23 protein-coding genes are annotated in these 22,290 nt (G+C 67.9%); 16 read left to right on the top strand and 7 right to left on the bottom strand.

The window, feature by feature from the left end; translation table 11 throughout:
• Positions 1-85: 85 nt before the first annotated feature.
• A complete protein-coding gene (locus IU449_RS02005; protein WP_228803637.1) occupies positions 86-919 on the top strand; it encodes a class II glutamine amidotransferase in 834 nt (277 codons plus the stop codon).
• Between the two features lie 26 nt (positions 920-945).
• Here the strand turns inward: IU449_RS02005 and IU449_RS02000 are convergent, their stop codons facing one another.
• On the bottom strand, positions 946-1,383 hold the full coding sequence (locus tag IU449_RS02000) for a hypothetical protein (RefSeq protein WP_195000257.1): 438 nt from the start codon (positions 1,381-1,383) through the stop codon (positions 946-948).
• A gap of 123 nt (positions 1,384-1,506) precedes the next feature.
• Between IU449_RS02000 and IU449_RS01995 the strand changes: the two genes are divergently transcribed.
• Complete coding sequence (locus IU449_RS01995; protein ID WP_195000256.1) at positions 1,507-2,169, top strand: PaaI family thioesterase; 663 nt, start codon at positions 1,507-1,509, stop codon at positions 2,167-2,169.
• A 67-nt stretch (positions 2,170-2,236) separates the two neighbouring features.
• Here IU449_RS01995 and IU449_RS01990 read toward each other — a convergent pair whose 3' ends face one another.
• From IU449_RS01990 to IU449_RS01980, 3 genes are read right to left on the bottom strand one after another with little or no spacing between them, the layout of a single operon-like run.
• Positions 2,237-3,400 carry a sulfotransferase family protein gene (locus tag IU449_RS01990; RefSeq protein WP_195000255.1) on the bottom strand — a complete coding sequence of 388 codons (1,164 nt, stop codon included), beginning with the start codon at positions 3,398-3,400 and terminating at the stop codon, positions 2,237-2,239.
• A 17-nt stretch (positions 3,401-3,417) separates the two neighbouring features.
• Complete coding sequence (locus tag IU449_RS01985; RefSeq protein ID WP_195000254.1) at positions 3,418-4,194, bottom strand: SDR family oxidoreductase; 777 nt, start codon at positions 4,192-4,194, stop codon at positions 3,418-3,420.
• Positions 4,194-5,357: a hypothetical protein gene (locus tag IU449_RS01980; RefSeq protein WP_195002245.1), complete on the bottom strand. Its 1,164-nt coding sequence runs from the start codon at positions 5,355-5,357 to the stop codon at positions 4,194-4,196. The genes IU449_RS01985 and IU449_RS01980 overlap by 1 nt, the downstream gene beginning before the upstream one ends.
• Positions 5,358-5,491: 134 nt before the next feature.
• On the opposite strand from IU449_RS01980, the gene IU449_RS01975 reads away from it, so the two are divergent.
• The 3 genes from IU449_RS01975 to cysC are packed head-to-tail and all read left to right on the top strand — an operon-like array spanning position 5,492 to position 9,181.
• Positions 5,492-6,385: a helix-turn-helix domain-containing protein gene (locus IU449_RS01975; RefSeq protein WP_195000253.1), complete on the top strand. Its 894-nt coding sequence runs from the start codon at positions 5,492-5,494 to the stop codon at positions 6,383-6,385.
• A gap of 25 nt (positions 6,386-6,410) precedes the next feature.
• Positions 6,411-7,343 (top strand): sulfate adenylyltransferase subunit CysD, encoded by a 933-nt coding sequence (gene cysD, locus IU449_RS01970; protein WP_195000252.1) that lies wholly within the window; start codon positions 6,411-6,413, stop codon positions 7,341-7,343.
• On the top strand, positions 7,343-9,181 hold the full coding sequence (gene cysC / locus IU449_RS01965; RefSeq protein WP_195000251.1) for an adenylyl-sulfate kinase: 1,839 nt from the start codon (positions 7,343-7,345) through the stop codon (positions 9,179-9,181). Before cysD ends, cysC begins: the two co-directional genes overlap by 1 nt.
• Before the next feature lie 166 nt (positions 9,182-9,347).
• On the opposite strand, the gene IU449_RS01960 is transcribed toward cysC, so the two are convergent.
• Complete coding sequence (locus tag IU449_RS01960) at positions 9,348-10,271, bottom strand: NADP-dependent oxidoreductase (protein WP_195000250.1); 924 nt, start codon at positions 10,269-10,271, stop codon at positions 9,348-9,350.
• Positions 10,272-10,386: 115 nt separating this feature from the next.
• On the opposite strand from IU449_RS01960, the gene IU449_RS01955 reads away from it, so the two are divergent.
• Positions 10,387-10,839 (top strand): winged helix-turn-helix transcriptional regulator, encoded by a 453-nt coding sequence (locus IU449_RS01955; protein ID WP_195000249.1) that lies wholly within the window; start codon positions 10,387-10,389, stop codon positions 10,837-10,839.
• Positions 10,840-10,910: 71 nt separating this feature from the next.
• On the opposite strand, the gene IU449_RS01950 is transcribed toward IU449_RS01955, so the two are convergent.
• Complete coding sequence (locus IU449_RS01950; protein WP_195000248.1) at positions 10,911-12,164, bottom strand: TerD family protein; 1,254 nt, start codon at positions 12,162-12,164, stop codon at positions 10,911-10,913.
• Between the two features lie 426 nt (positions 12,165-12,590).
• Here IU449_RS01950 and IU449_RS01945 point away from each other — a divergent pair, with 426 nt between their 5' ends.
• The 4 genes from IU449_RS01945 (at position 12,591) to IU449_RS01930 (ending at position 16,730) form a co-directional block, all read left to right on the top strand.
• On the top strand, positions 12,591-14,387 hold the full coding sequence (locus IU449_RS01945; RefSeq protein ID WP_195000247.1) for an acyl-CoA dehydrogenase: 1,797 nt from the start codon (positions 12,591-12,593) through the stop codon (positions 14,385-14,387).
• A gap of 98 nt (positions 14,388-14,485) precedes the next feature.
• Positions 14,486-14,965, top strand: coding sequence for a GNAT family N-acetyltransferase (locus IU449_RS01940; RefSeq protein ID WP_195000246.1), 480 nt, complete (start codon positions 14,486-14,488; stop codon positions 14,963-14,965).
• A 105-nt stretch (positions 14,966-15,070) separates the two neighbouring features.
• Positions 15,071-15,661 carry a hypothetical protein gene (locus tag IU449_RS01935; protein WP_195000245.1) on the top strand — a complete coding sequence of 197 codons (591 nt, stop codon included), beginning with the start codon at positions 15,071-15,073 and terminating at the stop codon, positions 15,659-15,661.
• 145 nt (positions 15,662-15,806) lie between these two features.
• Complete coding sequence (locus tag IU449_RS01930; protein ID WP_195000244.1) at positions 15,807-16,730, top strand: SMP-30/gluconolactonase/LRE family protein; 924 nt, start codon at positions 15,807-15,809, stop codon at positions 16,728-16,730.
• A 62-nt stretch (positions 16,731-16,792) separates the two neighbouring features.
• Here IU449_RS01930 and IU449_RS01925 read toward each other — a convergent pair whose 3' ends face one another.
• Positions 16,793-17,242 (bottom strand): hypothetical protein, encoded by a 450-nt coding sequence (locus IU449_RS01925; protein ID WP_195000243.1) that lies wholly within the window; start codon positions 17,240-17,242, stop codon positions 16,793-16,795.
• 352 nt (positions 17,243-17,594) lie between these two features.
• Between IU449_RS01925 and IU449_RS01920 the strand changes: the two genes are divergently transcribed.
• From IU449_RS01920 to IU449_RS01895, 6 genes are all read left to right on the top strand, one after another.
• On the top strand, positions 17,595-18,137 hold the full coding sequence (locus tag IU449_RS01920) for a DUF3558 domain-containing protein (RefSeq protein ID WP_228803635.1): 543 nt from the start codon (positions 17,595-17,597) through the stop codon (positions 18,135-18,137).
• Between the two features lie 26 nt (positions 18,138-18,163).
• On the top strand, positions 18,164-18,556 hold the full coding sequence (locus IU449_RS01915) for a hypothetical protein (RefSeq protein ID WP_195000241.1): 393 nt from the start codon (positions 18,164-18,166) through the stop codon (positions 18,554-18,556).
• A gap of 614 nt (positions 18,557-19,170) precedes the next feature.
• Entirely contained in the window at positions 19,171-19,713 is a 543-nt protein-coding gene (locus IU449_RS01910; protein WP_228803633.1) for a DUF3558 domain-containing protein, read from the top strand.
• Between the two features lie 27 nt (positions 19,714-19,740).
• On the top strand, positions 19,741-20,133 hold the full coding sequence (locus tag IU449_RS01905; RefSeq protein WP_195000239.1) for a hypothetical protein: 393 nt from the start codon (positions 19,741-19,743) through the stop codon (positions 20,131-20,133).
• 16 nt (positions 20,134-20,149) lie between these two features.
• Positions 20,150-21,505 carry a PPE domain-containing protein gene (locus IU449_RS01900; protein ID WP_195000238.1) on the top strand — a complete coding sequence of 452 codons (1,356 nt, stop codon included), beginning with the start codon at positions 20,150-20,152 and terminating at the stop codon, positions 21,503-21,505.
• Positions 21,502-22,257, top strand: a complete 756-nt coding sequence (locus IU449_RS01895; RefSeq protein ID WP_195000237.1) for an ESX secretion-associated protein EspG — start codon at positions 21,502-21,504, stop codon at positions 22,255-22,257. The genes IU449_RS01900 and IU449_RS01895 overlap by 4 nt, the downstream gene beginning before the upstream one ends.
• Positions 22,258-22,290: the final 33 nt, after the last annotated feature.

Genomic DNA, 22,290 nt, shown 5'->3' with positions numbered 1-22,290 from the left:
CGTCCACCGCGGCCGCCTCGTTCAGCGCGAGTGCGGCGGCCGTTCGCGGTGCCCGAACGTTCGCGAGTTCTGGTTCAATGGAGTCATGTGTCGCTGGATGGCGTACGCGGGCGAGCCGATTCTCGCCGACACGCTGCTGTTCCGGCCCGAACACTCCCTGATCGACCAGAGCCTGGAATCGCACCTCGGGGCGAGCACCACCAATGGTGACGGTTTCGGTATCGGCTGGTACGGGGAGGGCGTCGAACCCGCACTGTTCAAGAGCATCCAGCCCGCGTGGAACGACCGCAATCTCCGCGAGATCGCCGGTCAGATCCGCACGCCGCTGTTCTTCGCACACGTGCGCGCCTCGACCGGTTCCCCCGTGCAGCGCAGCAACTGCCACCCGTTCCGCCACGGGCGCTGGCTGTGGATGCACAACGGGGAGCTCCACGGTCACCGGCAGATGCGCCGTGACCTGGTCACCGCGCTGGACCCGGAACTGTTCCCCGATCTCGAGGGGACGACCGATTCGGAGGTCCTGTTCTATCTCGCCCTGACCTTCGGCCTCCCCGACGACCCGATCGGCGGCGTCGCCAGAGCTGTCGGCTTCGTCGAGGACGTCGGCCGCGCGCACGGGGTGGCTCATCCGGTCCAGATGACCGTCGCCACGACCGACGGTGAAACGGTCTGGATCTTCCGGTACTCGACCGAACGGCAGTCCCGGTCGTTGTTCTTCTCGACGGACATGGCCAAGCTGCAGGCGCTTCATCCCGAGGTGGAGGCGCTGCGCCGGCTCGGCGGCCTGACGCGGTTCGTGGTCTCCGAACCCCTGCGCGACCTGCCGGGGGCGTGGAACGAGGTGCCGGAGTCCAGCGCCGGGATCATCCGGGCGGGATCGGAAGAACTCCGGCCGTTCGAACCGGTGTCGCCTACCTGAACACAGGTCCGAATCGTGACTCGGAATCAGTCCTCGTCCGTCTCCGCCAGCAGTTCGTCGGCCCTGCGCATCGCGTCGTCGAGCCCGGCGTCCAGATCCTCGAGAGCGTCGAGCAGACCGAAGCCGGTCAGCAGGTCGGACAGCTCGTCGCGAACGGACTCGATCTCCGAGATCGCCGGATCGATGGGCGACCAGGCGACTCTCTCCCGCCACCACGAATTCTCGTCGAGCCAGGCGAACAGGATCTCGCGCACCAGCACGTGATCGGAGCTGAACAGCTCGAACCGATCCTCGCCCGGCCCGTCGCGATACCGGAGTTCGTAGAGTCCTTCCGGCAGCATGCGCGCGCGCAGCCAGTGATGGTCGCCCCGAGCCAGTTCCAGCACGGTGTGTTCGGGGTCGCCGGGCAGGTGGGCGGGCACACCCGCACCGGTCCGGTCGAGTCCGCTGGAGTCCGCAGGCATCGGGCCAGTCTGCCCGATGGCCGCCCCGAGTCCACCCCCTGCTGCGTCGACCCCCGTCACAACAGTCCCGGGCGCCCCACCCGGAGACGGGCATCGCATGCGCTACCCGATACCGTGGAGATCATGACCGAAGACCACGTGGCCGACGCACTACCCACCGCCGAGCACCACGAAGGCGGATTCCGGCCGATGTGGGAGAACATGAGGAAGGACGCGGACGTGAGCCGCGGCGGCCCGCACCTGGGCGAACTCATCGAACAGGTGCGCACGCTGATGGATCATGCCCGGCTGGCCGATCCCACCGACGAGCAGGCGCTCGATCTGATCTCCCGGCTGAAGGAAGTCAACGCGGCGTTCGCCGAGACCGTGGTCGACGAATGGTCCGCGCCCTCGTGGACCCGGCACGAACTGCCCGCGCGCGGCAACATCACCCTGCCGCCCTATCGGGTCAAGCGTGCCAGCCGCAAAGGCGTGGAGACCGCGATCACCTTCCGCACCGTCCATCTGGGCGGCAACGCGGCGGCGCACGGCGGGCAGATGGCCGTGGGCTTCGACGAACTGTGCGGTATGGCCGCGGCCATCCACGCCGGTTCGGTGACCCGCACCGCGTCGCTGACCATCGACTACCGGTCCATCACTCCGCTGAACACCGAACTCACCCTGCGGTCCTGGGTGGAGAACCAGGAGGGCCGCAAGGTGTACGTGCGCGCCACCCTGCACGACGGCGAACGCCTGTGCGCCGAAGCGCACGGGCTGTTCATCGTCCTTCGGCCCGGCCAGGCCTGAGTCCGGCCACGCCTGACCACCGCCCGGCCGGACCGGCGGGGTCAGGTCCGGTCCGACAGCCCGCGGGCTACCTGCCCGGGAAGTGCACCGCGCGGTAGCCCCCGAAACGCTCGTCGACCTGTTCCGCGGCGAGCCCATAATCGGCCAGGGTGTATTTGTGCGCGGGCCGGGCGGCCCCGGTGGTGCTCTCGCCGTGCAGCGCCCGCATGGCCGCCTCCGCTTCCGCGGTCAGTGTCAATCCGAACCGCTGGTAGATCTCGCCGATGGCCGCCAGCGGATCGGCGACGAAATCGTCGTAGTAGACATCGGCGAACTGGGCCTGGTCGTAGCGTGCGCGGTCGGCCAGGAAGCGTTCGGCGCCCCGCGCCCACAGATCGAGCTGGGTCTCACCGACCACCTCGCCGCGGAACTTCTCCGACCAGCCCTCGCTCGCCTTCTCGTTCAAGCTGCACACCGAGGCGATGATGGTGCTCGGATCGCGATGCATCTGCACGATCAGCGCGTCCGGGTACACCGACATGATGGCGTCCAGGGCGAACAGGTGGCTGGGGTTCTTCAGTACCCACCGTTTCCCGGCGTCCGGCAGGCCGATCAGCTGCAGATTCCGTTTGTGCCTGGCATACGCGGGCGTCCAGTCCCGACCGCTCAGCCATTGTGAATATCCGGGCAGGTAGGCCAGGCATTCGTAGGACACCGACATGGCCGACTGGCGCAACAGCTGCCAGCACTCCTCCACCTGGTCGGCCGAAATGTGGTGCATCCCCATGAATTCCGGGTGCTCGACGTGGTGCCGGGCGAAACCGGCCTCGATGCGCTGGTACACCGGGTTCTGCGCCCAGGTCTCGCGCGGCGGGCGCGGCTGGGGCATCTCCGCCAACCACATCTCCAGCCCCTGATGGGCGGGGTCGGCCTCCAGCAGGCGATGCACGGCCGTGGTGCCCGAGCGCGGCAGACCGGTGACGAAGACGGGCCGTTCGATCGCGACATCGGCGTGCTCGGGATGCCGCTGCCAGGCGTTCTCACTCAGCAGTCGGGCGATCAACGCCCCGCGCAGGAAGGCGCGATTGATCTTGTTGCCGAACGGGGTGAGCTGCGCCTCATGGTGGTAGGAGTCGAGCAGCACGCCCAGCCCCTCGCGGTAGTCGTCCGCGCCGAAGTCGTCGAGTCCGACCACCTTGGTCGCCGAGGCGTGCAGATCCTCGACCGTCCCGACGTTGTCCCTGCCGATCATGTGCTGTGCTCTCCTCATCAGTGGTGGTACTCGCCGGCGTTGACGTCCAGACACGCGCCGGTGATCGCGCGCGCCAGCGACGAGGCGAAGAAGACGACCGCGTCGGCGATCTCGTCGGGCTCGGGCAGCTTGCGCAGGTCGATGGTCGACGCCGTCTCGGCATAGACCTCCTCGGCGGTGATCCCGCGCTGCTCGGCGAGATAGTTGAAATACCACTTCAGGTTGTCGGCCCAGATGTAGCCGGGAGCCACGGTGTTGACACGAATGCCCCGCGGGCCGATCTCGGTCGCCAGGCTCTGCGCCAGCGCGAGCAGGCTCGCCTTGGCCATCTTGTAGGGCCCGAAGGTGCGCCGGGAATGCCGCAGCACCGCCGAGTTGATCATCACCACCGAGCCTTTCGACTGCGCGAGGTCCGGGATGAACTGCCTGGTCAGCCGTAGCGCGGCCAGCACGTTCGTCTCGAATCCGGCGCGCACCTGGTCGATGTCGACGGTCTCCAGATCGGCCAGCGGCGGAATCGCGAACGCGTTGTTCACCACGGTGTCCACCCGGCCGAACTCCGAGCGCGTGGTTTCGACCAGCTCCCGTACCGCCGCCTCGTCGGTGATGTCGGTCGGTACCACCAGCGCTCGCCTGCCCAGTGCGGTGATCTCCTCGGCCACCGCGTCCAGCCGCGAACGGGTCCGCGAGGCGAGCACCACGTCCGCGCCCGCCTCGGCACTGCGGACGGCGATGGCCTTGCCGAGGCCCGGCCCGACACCGGACACCACGACGACCTTGTCCTGCAACAACATCAGCCCAACATCCTCTCTGCGACTGCGACCTGACGTGCCGCGATCCGCGCACGCCATTCCTCCGGGGTGACGCGCGCGTCGTCGTGATAGGGCAATCGCGCGGGCAGTTCGTCGATGCTCACGATCTCGACCCTCGGCCCGTCCTCGGTGGTGAGATCCCTCGACAGCCGCTGCCAGCGGAACTGCAGGTAGCCGCGCCCGTGCCCGGTCCGCTCGATCCAGTTGGCCAGACCGGGGTCGCGCTCGCTGACGACCAACCGGATCATGCCGTCGGGGTCCACCCTGGCCTGGTCGGCGGTGAGGCTGGTCTGGTGGTTGACATAGTCCAGCGAGATGTACCACATGCTGCCGAGCTGGAAGCCCTGATAGGGAGCGTCCGATTTCGGCACCGTGATGATCATGACCTGGTCGTCGTCGAGTTCGTAGTGGCCGACCGAGGAGAACTGGGTGGTCAGCCCGCCCGGCGTCGAGCGCGGCTCGGTCATCGTGTTGACCGGGAGCTTCAGATAGAACCACTCGGGGAAGGCCAGGAACGTCTTCAGCCGGGAGACCAGCATCTTGCCCGCGATCTCGTAGCGTTTGGCGATCAGGTCACGGGTCGGCGCGGGTGGGGCGCTGCCGACGGTGTCGACCCGCTCGATGCGCAGGCTGCCCGGCGTCTCGTTCGGCCAGTCGCTGTAGACCTCGCGCACCACGAGCATGGCGGAATCCGCGGCCAGGTGCACATAGCCGGGCGCGGCGGGGCCCGGTCCCAAGCGCAGCTCGAAGCGTCCGTCGGGGTCGACGGCGAGCGCGCGGTCGTCGAAGGCGGTCTCGCTGTCGGGCACGTCGACCGGCGAATAGTTGCCGTTGAGCACCTGGAAGCTCAGATCGCGGGTGGTACCGCGACGCCCCGTGACGACGTACTCGGCGTCGGGGCGCAGGAAGGCGTGGAAGTAGAGGGTGTCCGGGTTGTCCAGACCCATTTTCGTGTACTGGTGCGTGCTGCGGGCGAAGAACGGGAAGTCGCGGTCGTAGGCCCACGCCAGCTGCAGGCAGGCGCGCGCACTGCCCGCGAGGTAGTCCAGGCCCTCCACCAGATCCTGTTCGGTCCGGATGTGCGGCGCTTCGGTGACGATCTTCTCGGCGGCGGCCAGGGCCTCGGCGAACGGCTCGGTCAGCAAGGGCAATCTCCGATTGGTTCATATATGTACCGCTCTGGTACATTTCGGTAGACATCAGATTAGAACCTGTTTCAGTCTGTGTCCATGCCCGACAGCTGTTCCCCGTCCCAGCTATCCACGATTCGGAGTCGTCCATGACCGCACGCCGTTCCGCGCCCGCCGTCCGGGTGGTGCGCATACTGGACTTCCTCGTCGAGCACGGCGGAAAGCGCTTCGGGCTGTCCGAGCTGGCCCGCGAACTCGATCTGGCCAAGCCCACCGTGCTGGGCATCCTCAACGAGCTGACCGCCGCCGGCTACCTGGTGCGCGACCCGCGCCAGCACACCTACGGCCTGGGCCCGGCCCTCATCGCCGCGGGCCGCGTCGCCCAGGCGAGCTTCGCCATCTCCGCGATCGCCCGCGTCGAACTGGAGAAACTCAGCTCCGCCTACCGCACCACCTGCACCGCTTCCGCCGTCCTCGGCGATCGGATCTCGGTGCTGGAAAGCGCCGGGCCCGGCATGGTGAAGGTCGGCGCCTCCTACCATTTCGCCCCGCCGGTCGGCCTGATGTACGTGCTGTGGGACAGCGACGAGGCGCTCGAGGCCTGGCTCGCCACCCCGCCGGCGGTCCCGCTCGAGCAGGACGAGACCCGCCTGCGCCGGGTGGTCGCCGAATGCCGCGACCGCGGCTACCTGGTCGAAAGCCTGACCGCGGCGGGCAGGCGCCTCTACGCCCTGCTGGCAGGTGTCGCCGACCGCGATCTACCCGAGGAGTTGCGCGAGATCGTCGGCGAACTGGTCGGCAGCCTCGGCGAACGCGTCCACCTCGGTACGGATCTGCGCCCCCGCGCGCACCATCCCGTCAGCCTGCTGGCCGCTCCGACCTACGACGCCGACGGCAGGCAGAACATGGTGCTCACCATGTACGTCGGCACGTCCATCACCGGCGCGGAGATCTCCCGCCGCGGCGCCGCGCTGGTGGCCGCCGCCGACGCGGTCACCACCGCCTCCGGCGGGCGCAAGCCGCTCGCACCCATTGACCAATGAGAGAAACCTGTTCTAGTTTTCAGGGGTGAGCCAGTACGCGAAGTCGACGGCGAGCACCTACGAGCTGTCCCATCCGGACATGCTCGAGGCCGAGTCGGCGCACATATTCCGAGAAGTCGCCGCCACATTCGAGCGGCCGGTGGTGTTGTTCTCCGGCGGCAAGGATTCGGTGGTGATGCTGCACCTGGCGGCCAAGGCCTTCTGGCCCGCGCCGTTGCCTTTCCCGGTGCTGCACATCGACACCGGGCACAACTTCGACGAGGTGATCGAATTCCGTGACCGGACCGTCGAACGCCTCGGGCTGCGCCTGATCGTCGCGCGGGTGCAGGACGACATCGACGCGGGCCGGGTCGTCGAGGAAACCGGGCCGCGCGCGTCCCGCAATCGCCTGCAGACCACCACGCTGCTGCGCGCGATTCGTGAAGGGGGTTTCGACGCGGTGTTCGGCGGAGCGCGCCGCGACGAGGAGAAGGCGCGCGCCAAGGAACGGGTGTTCAGCTTCCGCGACGCCGAGGGCCAGTGGGATCCGCGCGCCCAGCGCCCGGAGCTGTGGAACCTCTACAACGGCAGGCATCGGCGCGGTGAGCACATTCGCGTCTTCCCGCTGTCGAACTGGACCGAACTCGACATCTGGACCTACATCGCCGCCGAGCGCATCGACCTGCCGTCGCTGTACTACGCGCACCGCAGACCGGTGGTCCGCCGCGACGGAATGCTGCTGGCGCACACCCGATTCCTGCACCTGGAGCAGGGCGAACAGCCGACCGAGGCGACCGTGCGGTTCCGCACCGTCGGCGACGCCACCTGCACCGGCTGCGTGGAGTCCCTCGCGGCCACTCCCGAACAGGTGGTGACCGAGGTCGCCGCCACCCGGGTCACCGAACGCGGCGCGACCCGCGCCGACGACCGCATCTCCGAGGCGGGCATGGAAGATCGCAAGCGAGAAGGGTACTTCTGATGTCCGCCACCACCCTGTTGCGCCTGGCCACCGCGGGCAGCGTCGACGACGGCAAGTCCACGCTCATCGGCAGGCTGCTCTACGACTCCAAGGCCATCTTCGCCGACCAGCTCGACGCCGTGGAGCGCACCAGTCGCGCGCGCGGCGACGAGCACACCGACCTCGCCCTGCTCACCGACGGCCTGCGCGCCGAACGCGAACAGGGCATCACCATCGACGTCGCGCACCGCTATTTCGCCACCCCCGCGCGGACGTTCATCATCGCCGACACCCCCGGCCATATCCAGTACACCCGCAACATGGTTACCGGCGCCTCCACCGCCGACGTGGCGCTCATCCTGGTCGACGCGCGCAAGGGAGTGATCGAGCAGACCCGCCGCCACGCCTTCCTCGCCGCCCTGCTCGGCGTCTCGCATCTGGTGCTGTGCGTGAACAAGATGGACCTGGTCGACTGGTCGGGCGAGCGCTTCGCCGAGATCCGCGACGAGTTCTCCGGCTTCGCTACCAAACTCGACGTCTCCGACCTGACCTTCATCCCGGTGTCGGCCCTCCAGGGCGACAATGTCGTCCATCGCGGCGCGAACATGCCCTGGTACGAGGGCACTCCCCTGCTGCACCACCTCGAACAGGTCCACATCGCCTCCGATCGCAACCTCATCGACGCGCGCCTGCCCGTCCAATACGTGACCCGCAGCCACGCCAAGGATTTCCGCGGCTACGCGGGCACCGTCGCGGGCGGCATCTTCAAACCCGGCGACGAGGTGACGGTGCTGCCGTCCGGTCTGTCCACCACGGTCGCCGCCATCTGGGGGCCGGGCGGCAAGCCCATCACCCAGGCTTTCCCACCTCAGGCGGTCACCCTGCAACTGACCGACCACCTCGACATCTCCCGAGGCGACCTGATCTGCCGTCCGGCCAACCGTCCGCAGGCAGGACGCGACATCGACGCGATGGTCTGCTGGTTCGCCGACGACACCCGACTCACCCCCGGCGCGCACTACACCCTCCAGCACACCACCCGCACCGTCCCCGCCGAGATCCGCTCCCTCGACTACCGTCTCGACGTCAACACCCTGCACCGCGACGAATCCGCGGAGTCGCTGTCGCTCAACGAGATCGGCCGCGTGCAGATCCACACCCGCCGTCCTCTGCTCTTCGATCCCTACCGTCGCCTGCGCACCACCGGCAGCTTCCTGCTCATCGACGACACCACCGGCGCGACCGTCGCGGGCGGCATGATCAACGGCCCTACCCTGCCCGCCACCCAGGTGGTGTGGCACTCGACCGCCGTCGGTCGCCAGGAGCGCGCCACCCGCGGCGCGACGGTGTGGCTCACCGGCCTGTCCGGCTCCGGAAAGTCCACCGTCGCCGTGGAACTCGAGCGCCGCCTGGTCGCCGAAGGCCGCCCCGCCTTCCTCCTCGACGGCGACAACCTCCGCCACGGCCTGAATTCCGATCTGGGCTTCTCCGCCGACGATCGCGCCGAGAACGTCCGGCGCGTCGGCGAGGTCGCGCGCCTGTTCGCCGACGCGGGTGTCATCGCCGTCGTGTCCCTCATCAGCCCCTACCGCGCCGACCGCGATCGAGCCCGAGCCGCCCACGAAGCCGCCGGCCTGCCCTTCGTCGAGGTCTTCGTCGATACGCCCCTCGAGACCTGCGAGGCCCGCGATCCGAAAGGCATGTACGCCAAGGCGCGTGCCGGGGAGATCCGCGGGTTCACCGGCGTGGACGATCCCTACCAAGCGCCCGAGCACCCCGCCTTGGTGCTGCGGCCCGAGGACGGTGATCCGGGGGCGATGGCGCGGGCGATCCTGGCGGTGCTCGAGGATGTCGTCTGAGGTCGCCGGGTCGGCCGCTCGCCGTATTCGACCGCGTGTTCCGCGGCTGAGCTGAGCCGTCTTTCGGATGGCACCGCGCGGTCGAAGACGGTCACTTCCTCGGTCCGGCAATGGGAGCCGCCCAGTGGTTCGCGATGAACGCCGACTCCTGGCCGTCTCGTCCGGGTCAGGGCTGGACGACGTACTTGCCGCGCACTCCGCCCTCGGCGACCGCGCGGTGCGCGGCGGCCACCTCGTCGAGCGGCACCACGGCGTGGACGCGGGCGGGCAGGCCGCCGCGCACGGCGAGATCGAACAGCCGCCCGAGCCCGGCGGGGTCGGGGTGGGCGTTCACCGAGTGCACGACCACCCGGCCGGGATTCGCGGGCGAGAACCCCGGCCGCACACCGACGAACAGGCCGCCCGCCCGGACGAGCGCGAGGCCCTGTTCCTGGAGTGCCGCGCAGTCGGCGACCGCGTCCCAGCCGGGTTCGGCCGCATCGGTGAACGCCGCGCCGAGGCCGCGGACGAACGTCTCGTCCGCGGACCTGGCCAGACCGGTAACATGCCAGCCCCTGCTTCGGGCCAGGGCGACCACATAGCCGCCGACGGTACCCGCCGCGCCGGTCACCAGCAGGCGCCTGCCGTGGCCGTCGCCGAGCAGGTCGACGATCTGCGCGGCGGTCACGCCGTTGAGGGCGAGTGTCGCCGCCGTCGTCAGGTCCAGATCGTCGGGAACCACCGCGAGGTCGTCCGCCGCGACGAGGAGTTGTTCGGCATAGGCTCCGTAGTCGCGATCGAAGTCGCCGATCATGCCCGCCACCCGGCTTCCGACCGGCAGATCGACTCCGGGGCCGACGGCGGCGACCGTACCCGCGAACTCGGCGCCCAGCCCGGTACGTTCGGATTGGCGGATGATGCCCATCTGGTGGAAGACACCCGCGACGGTGGCGAGATCGACCGGATTGACGGGTGCGGCGGCGATCTCGACGCGGACCTGCCCAGGTCCGGGCTCGACGACGGGCACCTCGATGATCTCGATCGAGTCCGGCCCGCCGATCGTGCGAACGACTGCGGTGCGGAAGGTCGGTGACGATGAATTCGGCGACATGTCGGTTCCTTTGGAGATGATCGGATGATTCCTCCACAATGGGGAGGTAACTCTCCATCGGGAAGTGGGCACTTCGAAGTGCCTATGTCACCTCCGGGAAAGGAAGGAACCTGCGATGGCGACCATGACCGCAGCGCAGAAACGCGCCCAGCAGCGCATCGACTACGACGCGTTCGTCGCCGACTGCCCCAGTCGTCATCTCCTCGAACGCATCTCCAGCAAATGGGTGGCGCTGGTGCTGGCCGCGCTCGGCAGCGACGGCCCCCACCGGCCCGGCGAACCGATCGGTGAGCCGCGGGCGATGCGGTACTCGGAGCTGTCGCACCGACTGGCCGGCGTGAGCCAGAAGATGCTCACCCAGACCCTGCGCGGGCTCGAGCGCGACGGCCTGCTCACCCGAACGGTCACTCCGACGGTGCCGGTCACCGTCACTTACGAACTCACCGACCTCGGCCTGTCCCTGCACACGATCGTGCGGAGCATCAAGATGTGGGCTGAGGGACACATGGACGAGGTGTTCGCCCACCGTGAACGCTACGACGCGGCAAACGACCGCGAAGAGCGCTGACCGGCCTCTCGGTTCCGCGAAGCGAGGGCGGGTGGCTCAGGGTCGTCAGCGGCCGGGCAGCGTACGAGAGCTCACCGCGCGTCCAGCACGAAACGCTTGCCGGGATCGACCATCTTCCGCACGGTCGATCCCTTCGAGTAGACGCCGAGCGCGGTCATGTTCCAGCTCCGCGGGCCGCGCACGAGCATGGCCATGAACACCCCGGTCGTCGGCTCTCCCTTCGACAGTTCGAAGCGCACGAGCTCCTGATTCGTGTGGTCGTCGAGCAGACGGCAATGCGCCCGTCCCACCTGATCGAACTTGTGCCCCGCGAACGAGTTGACGGTGAAGACGAGGGCGTGGACCTCCGTCGGCAGGGCGCCGAGGTCGATGGTGATCGCCTCGTCGTCGCCTTCGCCGTGGCCGGTGAGGTTGTCACCGGAGTGGCGAATGGCCCCGTCGTAGGCTTGCTGCTTCATGAACCAGACGTTGACCAGCTTCTTGGACCGATTGTCGTAGGCGATCACCGACGCGTCCAGGTCGACGCGGCGTCCGGCGGTCGCCGGATCCCAGCCCAACCCCATGCGGACGCGGGTCAGCGGCGCTGCTCCGCTCTTGGACAGGGACACCGTTTCGCTCTTGCGCAACGTGACCCGCCCCTTGTCCAGATTCACCGTCGGCTGTCCGAATACCGATGCGGCGGCCGACGATTGGGCCGCCGGGTCTGCAGACGCCTGCGGCACGTCCATTGCCGGTGTCGCGGCGGGCAGCTGCGCGAAAGCCGACCCGAGCGGCGGCGCCGAGGCCGGAGCGGGCACGGGCGGTGTAGCCGGGGTCGGCGCAGGATTCGGCGGTTCGTCATCGACCGCGATGCCGAAGTCGCCCGCGATGCCAGCCAGCCCCTCGGCGTATCCCTGACCGACCGCCCGCACCTTCCAGGCGCCCTGACGCCGGTAGAGCTCGACGGCGATCAGCGCGGTCTCCGGCCCCAGACCGGCCGGTGCGAAGGTGGCCAGCGCTTCGCCGGTCACATTGTCGGACACCGAGATGCGCAGCGGCCCCGCCTGGCCCCAGTTCGCCGGACCCGCCCCGTCCAGGCTGGCGGTGACGACGATCTTGTCGATCTCGGCCGGGACCGCGCTCGGAACGACCCGGACCGCGTCCGGCGGCAGCACCTGCACTCCGGGGGCGGACGGCTGGTTGTAGAAGACGAAATCGCTGTCGGAGCGGACCTTTCCGTCCTCCGTCAGCAGCAGCGCGGCGACGTCCACCGGTGTCGCGGTGGCCACCGCGATCCGGACCTCACCCGCCCCGATCGCCACGTTCGCACCCTTGACCAAGTCCATGACTCCCCTTTCCAGCCCACTGCGCGGCGTCACGCACCACGGTAGAGGTAGTCGGCCCGCCTCGCGCCCATCCTGCTGTCCCACGACCTGATCGAACAGCACCGGGCGAGGATGCCAGGAGTCCCGCGCGTCAGCCGATCCCGTCGAGGTAGGACTCGGCAGACGAGACTGCCCGCCCAGGCGGGCACCGCCGGGATCATCCGCGCTCTTCCGGCCCTCACCACATCGCGGCACACAACTCCCCCTCCGAAACCTCGGCCCGATGCTGTCCGGGGACTACGCCGGACTCTGCACGGATCGCGCGACCGGCCGGGTGGGGTGTCTTCCGTACGGGAGCCGACACATTGGTGACATAGAGGGCGTAATGTACCAATCGCTGTCGCCGGCCACCGGCCGCGAGCATCGACCCGACGAGAGGACCAAGCCGTGCGCTCCGACCTGATCTCCCGCCGTGACCTGGAGTTCTTGCTCTACGAATGGCTGCGGGCCGAGGAGTTGACCGAGCGCGACCGATTCGCGGACCACTCGCGAGAGACCTTCGACGGCTTCCTCGACCTGTGCGAGGACCTCGCCACCCGCTACTTCGCCCCGCACAACAAGCGCAACGACGCCGAGGAGCCGACCTTCGACGGGGAGAAGGTCACGATCATCCCCGAGGTGAAGGAGGCCATCGAGGCGTTCGGCAAGGCCAATCTCGTCGGTGCGGGGATGGACGAGTCCGTCGGCGGAATGCAACTGCCTTCGCTGGTGGAGGCGGCCGGTTTCAGCTGGTTCCAGGCCGCGAACGTGGGCACCACCGCCTACCCCTTCCTGACCATCGGCAACGCGAATCTGCTCGCCACGCACGGCAGCTCCGATCAGGTGGAGCGGTTCGTCAAGCCGATGGTCGAGGGCCGGTTCAGCGGCACGATGTGCCTGTCGGAGCCGCAGGCGGGCTCCTCGTTGGCCGACATCGTGACCCGCGCCGAGCCGCGCGAGAACGGCTCCTACCGGCTGTTCGGGTCGAAGATGTGGATCTCCGGCGGCGAGCACGACCTCACCGAGAACATCGTGCACCTGGTGCTGGCCAAGATCGCGGGCGGACCGGCGGGCACCAAGGGCATCTCGCTGTTCGTCGTCCCCAAGTACCTCGTCGGAGCGGACGGCTCGCTCGGTGAGCGCAACGACGTGAGCCTCGCGGGTCTCAATCACAAGATGGGGTACCGCGGGACCGTCAACACCGCACTGAACTTCGGCGAGGGCCGGCACACTCCCGACGGCGAGGCGGGCGCGATCGGCTACCTGATCGGCGAACCGCACCGCGGCCTGTCGTACATGTTCCACATGATGAACGAGGCCCGTCTCGGCGTCGGCCTCGGCGCGACCGCCCTCGGCTACACCGGTTACCTCAAGTCGCTGCGCTACGCCCGCGAACGCACCCAAGGTCGCCCGGTCACCGCGAAAGACCCCGCCGCACCGCAGATCCCGATCATCGAGCACGCCGACGTCAGGCGCATGCTGCTGGCCCAGAAATCCTATGTCGAAGGCGCGCTCGCGCTGCTGCTCTACTGCCACCGGCTGGTCGATCTCGCCCGCACCGCCGAGACACCCGAAGCCGCCCGCGAGCACACGCTGCTGCTGGAGATCCTGACCGGCGTCGCCAAGAGCTGGCCTTCCCAGTGGTGCCGCGAGGCCAACGACCTGGCCATCCAGGTCCACGGCGGCTACGGCTACACCCGCGAATACGACGTCGAACAGCACTACCGCGACAACCGCCTCAACCCCATCCACGAAGGCACCCACGGCATCCAGGGCATGGACCTGCTGGGCCGCAAGGTGATCCAGCACGACGGCGCTTCCCTGAAACTGCTCGACCGGCGGGTGGCCACCACGATCGCCGCGGCGCGCGAACTCGGCGGCGAGCCAGCCGAATTCGCCTCCGCTCTCGACGCTTCCCGACAGCGCCTGCTGACCGTCACCATGACAGTCCTCACCGCGGGCGACCCCGCTGTCACCATGGCCAACTCCACCGCCTATCTGGAAGCCTTCGGCCACATCGTCCTCGCCTGGATCTGGCTGGAGCAGGCCGTCGCCGCCGACTGCCGCGACGGCGACTTCTACGCGGGCAAACTCGCCGCCGCCCGCTATTTCTTCCGCCACGAATTGCCCAAGACCGGACCGCAACTCGACCTGATCGCCTCCCTCGACCGCACCACCCTGGACCTGAACGACGCCTGGTTCTGAGATATCGCGGCGGGCCGGATACTTCCCCTGCTGCCCGCCTGTCCGACACGCATCGGAAATACGTTGCGACAGCGCCGATCGACGGCGAGGCTACCTGGATGACCGGACAAGAGCTGGATCGGCGGATCCACCCAGCCGCGGTATCCGACGCGGCCACCGTCGCCGAGTTGCTGGACGCGTTCAACCGTGAATTCGACACGCCCACACCGGGAACAGAGGTGCTCGCGACACGCTTGCGCCGCACCTTGACCGGCGGTGACCTGGTGGCCCTGCTGGGCGGCAGACCCGCCGTCGGAGTCGCGGTCGTCTCCTTCCGCCCCGCTGTGTGGGCCGACGGACCGGTGGCCCTTCTGGAGGAACTGTACGTACGGCCGGAAATGCGCGGCCGACGCCTCGGTCACGCACTACTGGAAGCGGCTTGCCACCTGGCCCGCACACGGGGAGCCGAGGAAATGCAGATCAATGTCGACGGCGTCGACACCGACGCCCGCCGGTTCTACGAAGCCCACGGCTTCCGCTGCACCGAACCGGGCGAACCGGAGCCGATGTACTTCTACTACCGCGACCTCATCGAATGAGCACGAGAACACATCCGAGACATATTTTCCGTGGCTTCTCGCGGCTCGATCCACCACTGCGGAAGTCGCGACAAACATAGCGGATGACAACGTATTTTGGACGTCGTGACAGGTCGGTTGGATGTGACAGGGCGGGCTGAGCCGGTAACGGATTGGTGGGGCTACGCGCAGCGCCTGCGTACGCGGCGGCGGCTGGCGGTGCTGGCCTGTGACGCCGCGGACGTTGCGGCTTGCGCGGGAGGTTGGTTGTTCGATCGGGCGCAGGCCGGGTGGGAGACGGTCGTCGTGCTCGCCGACGTCACAGGCAGCGCGCCGTTGCGGATCCTGGGGGCCACCGTGCTCGAACTGGAGGGTCCCCTGTCGGTTCCGGTCCATCACACCTGGCCCGACCTGCTGGTCGTCGCTCCGGGGCTCTACACGAGCGACCCGCGCGTGCGCCAGGGCGTGCAGGACTGCGTGCACGGTGACCGCCTGACCGTCATCACCTGGGACCAGCCGCTGCCCGCCGAACTCGAGGACCGCTTCACTCACGTCGGCTATCCCCTTTCCGATGCCGCTCGCGCCTTCAAGGCCCGTGCCGTGGCAGCCGCCGGTACCCTGCCCGCCGCCATCGAATCGCTGGAAAGATTTCGTGTCAGCACCCGCCGCGATCCCTTCAGCCCGCACGAGCACACCGGCCTGCGCGGGAAGAGCTGACTGCGGCCCGGGCAGCCGGTCGCTGAACAGTCACAGAACATCGTCGGAAAACGCCCCACTCACCCGGCGAGCATGATCGGCAGACCGCAGGATCGATCCATGACCGCGCTTTCCACCGACCGGATCGTCCGAGCCATGACCACCGGTGCGGCGGCGCTGCTGCTGGCCGCCGCGCCCGCTGCCCAGCCCGCCACCGCCCAACCCGCCACCGCTGAGCCATCCGCGGGCTCCGAGAGCCTGCCGATGTGCGCGGCGGCAAGCGCACCGCGCGCTGGCGACCCAGCCGCGCACCTTCGAGGCCGCCGCCTTCGACCACTCCGGCAGGCTGTTGCTCAGCGACTGGCTCGGCAACCGGATCGATGTCCTGGACGCACCCGGCGCCACCCCGCGCACTCTCGCGACCGTCGAGGCCCCCGGCGGTCTGGCGCCGATGCCCGACGGGACGGTGCTGGCCGGGTCCGGGATCGCCGCACCCGCGCTGCTGGCGCCGGCCCACGGCTTCGCGCGCCTGATGCGACTGGACCCGGACAACGGCACGCTCACCGAGTACGCGAGCGGGCTGTCGATGGGTAACGGCGTGGTCCGCGCACCCGACGGCGCCGACTACACCTCCAACGACCTCGTCCCCGCACTGGACCGCGTCGACCCGGACGGCACCGTGCACCGGGGCTGGTACCGGGAGACCACAGCGAACGGCCTGGCCGTCTCACCGGACGGAAAGACGTTGTACGCCAATGTCTCTCTCGGCGACACCCGCATCCTGGCGATCGACATCGAATCCGGCGAGGCCCGCACCCACTACCGCCCGCCCGCCGGTTATCAGAACGCCTTCCGCGACGATCTCGACATCGACGCGGCGGGACGGCTGTACGCCCCGCTGTACTTCGCCGGCCAGGTGCTGCGCGTCGACACCGACGGCACGGCGTGCACCATCGCGTCCGGGCTGACGCTGCCCGCGGGCATCACCGTCGGCGTCGCGGATTCGCCGTTCGCCGCCGACAGCGTCTTCGTCACGACCCACGCCGGGCAGGTCGTCGAGATTCCGCACGCCGTCCCCGCCGTCCGCTGAGACATTCCTTCACTTCGCCGCCCTGCCCGGAGCATCGTACCGATCGTCAGGTTCGCCCCAGCTCACCTGGCGCTTCCGCTGCGCGACCGCCGCGCAGCGGAATCGCTCAGCGGTGCGCTGGGCAGGCAGAACCAGGTGAGCGCGATGGTCAGGATCGGAAAGAGCGCGAGAACGGGATGAAAGATCACCGCGAACGGTGGACCGTCCAGCCGATCCGCGTTCTCGTGGAGAAACCACCAGCCGAACGCGTGCATCCCTGTCGCGAGACAGCACCCGGCGATGATCAGCATGTGCCCCATCGCGGTGCGACTGCCGATACTCACGGCACCGGCGAAGAGCAAGGCGGCGACCACCACACCGGCGACCGCCTGTCGGCCGACCCATTCGGCGACGGAAAGACCGGTCTCGAGATAGGGCACCTGGGCCTTGCCCTCCTGTGCGGCCATCCATGCGCTGAACGCCTCGAGCCCCCAGACGAGACTGCCCGCCCCGGCGGGCACTGCCGGGATCATCCGCGCTTTTCCGTTTCTCACCACATCGCGGCACACAACTCCCCCTCCGAAACGACCGGGCCGATGCTATCCGGGGACTACGACGCACTCTGCGCGGATCGCCCGACCGGCCGGGTGGGGCGCCTTCCGTACGGGAGCCGACACATACGTGACGCAGAGGGCGTATACGAACTCCCCCGCGCGGGAACGCAACTCGACCTGCTCACCGCGCTCGACCGCACCACGTTGGAGATGCGCGAAAACTGGTTCCGACCCAACGCACGAGTCGGGCGAGGCTGTCCTCGGCCGGGAGAGCGGGTGTCGCCGCCTTGCTATCGTGGTCCGCAGGTCCGGTCCGGAGTCGGGGGTAGAGATGCGTCGTATCGGTGTGACGGTCGGCTTGTGCGCGGTGCTGGCGGGCGCGGGATGCTCGGGGACAGTGGAGGGTGAGCCCACGGTGAGCGCGCCCACCTCGCTCACCAAGGAGCAACTGTTCGACCCGTGCTCAGTTCCCGATTCGATCATCGCGACCACCGGCGTCGACCTCACGACCAAAGACACCAAGCCCTTCGTCACCGAACGCACCAACTTCAACGGATGCGGATGGCAGGCAGAAGGGTCGGATGACCGATGGGGCCATTACCTGATCCTCATGTCCACTACTCACACGATCGATGAGTTTCGAGCAAACACTTACCTCCACGACTTCAGCGAAGTAGCGGTGGCCGACCGGGGCGGGGTCCAATTCTATGTCGGACCGAGCAATCCTCCCACCGAATGCGAGATAGCATTTCTGACCGGTCAGGGAACGGTGTCCGTCTATACCAGCAAGTACATCGACAGCAAGACAGCCACCGACCCGTGTGAATTTGCCGTCGACGCAGCCGAAAGGCTGATCGACATCATCCCTCGCTGATCACCGGACCTTCGATCGGAATCGCAATGACCACACCTTCACAGCTCGCCACCGAGTTTCAGCGATTGGCCGGAGAAGCCGCTGCAGGTCGCTTGATCATCGAATTCGACGCCGCTGAGCGCTGCGCCAAGTGGTGCGACGAGTACATCGGCAATATCAGGAAATCGGCGCTCCACGCACAAGCCGCAGTGCGGATCGACTCCTTCGGCAACTTGACGTCCGCATCGACTCTCGGTCAGAAGTTCTATGATCTGGCGAATGGCGCCCAAGGCTCCGGATCATTCACCGACGCCATGCGCGAACACATCGCCATCATCGAGGCGATGGCCGACATGTACCGCAAGGCAGGCGCGGCCTACCAAGCCTGCGACGAGTCCACACGGCAAGCGATCCAACAGCAGACCAACCAACTGGCCTGAACACCCGGAAGCCCCACTCGAACCCGCTATCGGAAAACCTCGTCGTGCCACCAGCGAGCTGGCTCACTGAACCACGCCCCGACCGGGCCCGCCTCGAGAACTCGCAGCGCCCCGAGATCGACGTTGTACCGCCGGTACAACGCGACCAATTCCCGCAATCCATCCACATCGACAGCCCTCAGATCGACCGTCAGATACAAAGTGCGCAAACGTCCCTCGCACGACTCGACACAGCGAATCCTGTCGAGCTACCCGAAGAACGCGGCCCCATCCAGCGGCGAGTAGTAGGTCACGCCGGTGGCCTCGACAACCACCCTGTCCGCGTCCGTCATCGCGACTTCCCACCCGGATACACCTTCGCCCAACCACCTTTCGCCTCCCGTACGCACCTCGGACATCCCGCACGCCGGTCGACCGACGCGAACCCGAACCCGCCCCTCCGCGTCGAACCAGCCTGCCCCACCGCTCGAGTCGAGAACCCACTCCTCACCATCTTCGAGCGACACGAACCCATCGTCCTCGGGCGGACACCCATACCGCCCGCGACCGACGAAACCTGTTTCACCGCCTTGCTATCGTGGTCCGCAGGTCCGGTCCGGAGTCGGGGGGTAGAGATGCGTCATATCGGTGTGGCAGTCGGCTTGTGCGCGGCACTTGCGGTCACCGGATGCTCGGGGACAGTCGAGGGCGAGCCCACGGTGAGCGCGCCCACCTCACTCACCAAGGAGCAACTGTTCGACCCGTGCTCGGTCCCCGATTCGATCATCGCGACGACAGGCGTCGACCTCTCTACCAGAGACACCACACCATTCGTCACCGAACGCACCAACTGGCTGGGATGCCAGTGGCAGGCCAATGACACGGACGGTCGATGGGGCCACTTTCTGATGCTCCAATCGACAACCTACACAATGGATGATTTTCGAGCCAACGACCTCTTCAACGGGTTCACCGATGTCACGATCGACACCAGGGATGGAGTCAGGTTCTATGTCGGCCGAGACAATCCTCCCACCGAATGCGAGATCGCGTTCTCGACCAGTCAGGGAACTGTCTCGGTCAATGCAGGAAAGTTTGCCGACAGTAAGACGACAACCGACCCGTGCACCTTTGCAATGGATGCGGCCGAGAAACTGATCGACATCATTCCCCGTTGACGGGCGACTAGTGATCGGAAAACACCAATGACTACACCGTCGAAAACGGTTGAAGAGCTCAAGCGGCTAGCCGGAGAGGCCGAATCCGGTAGACTGGTTATCGAATTGGGCGCCGCCGAGCGCTGCGCTAAATACTGCGACGACTATGTCAGCCGACTCCGAATTCTGCAGCGCAACTCGCAAGAAGTGATGAAAGTCGATTCCTTCGGCAACCTGACCTCCGCCACGACCCTCGGCACGAAGTTCCAGAGCCTGGCCGACGGCGGCGAGGGCTCCGGGTCGTTCACCGACGCGGTAGTCCAGCACATCGCCGTCATCGAGGCGATGGCCGACATGTACCGTAAAGCAGGCGCCGCTTACCAAGCCTGCGACGAAGCGACACGGCAGGCGATCCAACAGCAGACCAACGAGCTGGCGTGAGTATCAGGGGGGCACAGTGACATTCGGGAAGTTCCTGACAGAGCTGTCTCAGGGCGGGCCGGGGTATCTCGTCGACCGCGTGACCGGCTTGTTCGACGACGACATCTCCCCGACCGACTCCGAGCAGGCGGCTCAGACCGAGGGCAACGACGCCCGCGACCGCCTCTACGCCGAGAACTCCTCGCTCTCCCAGGGCTTTGCGGGGGACTTCACCAACCCGGTGGTGCCTCCGGTGCTGGAAACGTTCATCGGGATGCCGCACGAGCGGATCATGAGCTTCATCGATTCCATCGGCCTGTCACAGATGAGCGAGAGCGTGCAGGCGTGGAAGAACCTGGCCACCGAGACTTCCGGCAGTGCGACGACCTTCCACGACAACATCGCCAAGGAGATGGAGCGCGGCTGGGCGGGGACAGCCGCTTCCAGCGCGCTCGCGACGGTGCGCAGCTATCTCGGCGATGTGCACCGGGTGGATCAGGCGCTGTCGTTGATCGCCAACAAGATGGAAGAGGCGTACACGGGGTTCCAGCAGGTCCACTACCAGGTGCCGCATCCCTCCGAGGCGCGCGCCGACGGCAAGATCGCCCAGGTGGTGAGCACAGTGGGCGACACGCTGCTCGGAAATGTGTCCGGCATGATCACCGGGTCGGACAGCCGGCGCGCGCAGGACGCCGAGGACAAGGCCAACGAGGTGATGCGCACGGTCTACGCGCCGGTCGTCCAGCAGGCCGACCAGTCGGTCCCGAAGGTGCCGCTGCCCGCGACGCCCGCGCCGGGGAGCGACAAACCGGTCGATGTTCCGGGCGGCACCTCCCTGGAAACGGGAACGCCTGCGGGGGAACCGAATTCGGAGAGGCCCGGTTCTGAGAATCCCGACACCGAGAACCCCGACACCGAGAATCCCGGTTCGGAGACGCCGGGCGACGAGAACTCGACCGACACCGATGCCAGCGACGACACTCCTGGCTCCGACATGGACGAGACGAACCCGTCGTCGACGCCCCCGTCGGGCACCGACTCGCCGACCTCACCCGCGGGCACGACGCCGTCGAGCTACCTCCCTTCCTCGGGAAACCCCGGCAGCCCCGGCCTCGGTTCGCCGGGCACCGGCACGCCGGGCTCCCCCGGCTCGAGCATCCCCGGCGCGGGCCAGTCGACCACGACCACCACCACCTCGGCCGGCACGGGCACAGGCAGCGGAACGGGCCGTGCGGGCATGACCGGAATGGGCGGCATGGGCGGCGGACGCGGCGGCAACGGCAAGGACGACGAGAACGAGCACGGCTCACCCGACTACCTGCGTGATGTGTACGAGGAATTGCTCGGACCCGATCGCGGCTACGTCCCGCCGGTGATCGGCGAACAGGAATGACCTGGACGATCACCCCGCTGGAGTTCTGGGCCGCGTGGGAGACGCTCGGGCGTGACCGGATGCCGTTCCCGCTGTCGTTCCGCGCCGAAGCCGAGACCCTCGTGGAATTCGACCGGGACCGCCGGGCGGCCGCGACCGGGCTCGTGGCCCGGATGGGGTCCGACGACTCGCTCTATCACGCCCTGCGCGCGATCGCGCACGCCGATGTGCGCATCGAGATGTTCGGCTATCGCCGCGACGGCCGTGATCGGATGATCCGCGCCTGCGCCGCCATCGAATCCGACGCGGGCGCGGTCGCCGCCCAGTTCCCCGGCCGGCACTTCGCCGAGGGCGGCAATCTGCGGATCGATCTTTGTTCACCGCAGACGGTGGTGTCGCGCCTGCTGTCGGTGCTCCCGTCCACGCCACCCGGCAGAGGACCGGTCGTCGACATCCACCGCGACGAGTTCAACCGCCCGGCCGCTCCCCGCTCCCACCGCCGCAGCGTCGGTGAGCACGCGACCCGCCTGCTCACCAGAGCATTCCACGCCTACGCCGAGATTCGCGTCGACACCGGTCCCGCTCTCGACGGCTCCACCGACAAGGGCGTGCAGGTCTGCGTCGTCGATTATGTCGACGACGGCCGCTATCTGATCCGTGAGAGCGACCGCATCGAGGCGATCCCGGCGCGCGCCGACCGCATCCAGCAGGAGGTCCAGCGCATGGTGGACCGGGCGATCGTCGAGGCCCGCGAAACCGCCTGGCGCCGCTGAACTTCGGCACGATGCAACGGCACTTCCTCGCGA

The organism is Nocardia higoensis (assembly GCF_015477835.1).
GTDB lineage: Bacteria > Actinomycetota > Actinomycetes > Mycobacteriales > Mycobacteriaceae > Nocardia > Nocardia higoensis_A.
Note: the sequence above shows the minus strand (reverse complement) of the source record. Positions and strands in the feature narration are given on the sequence as shown.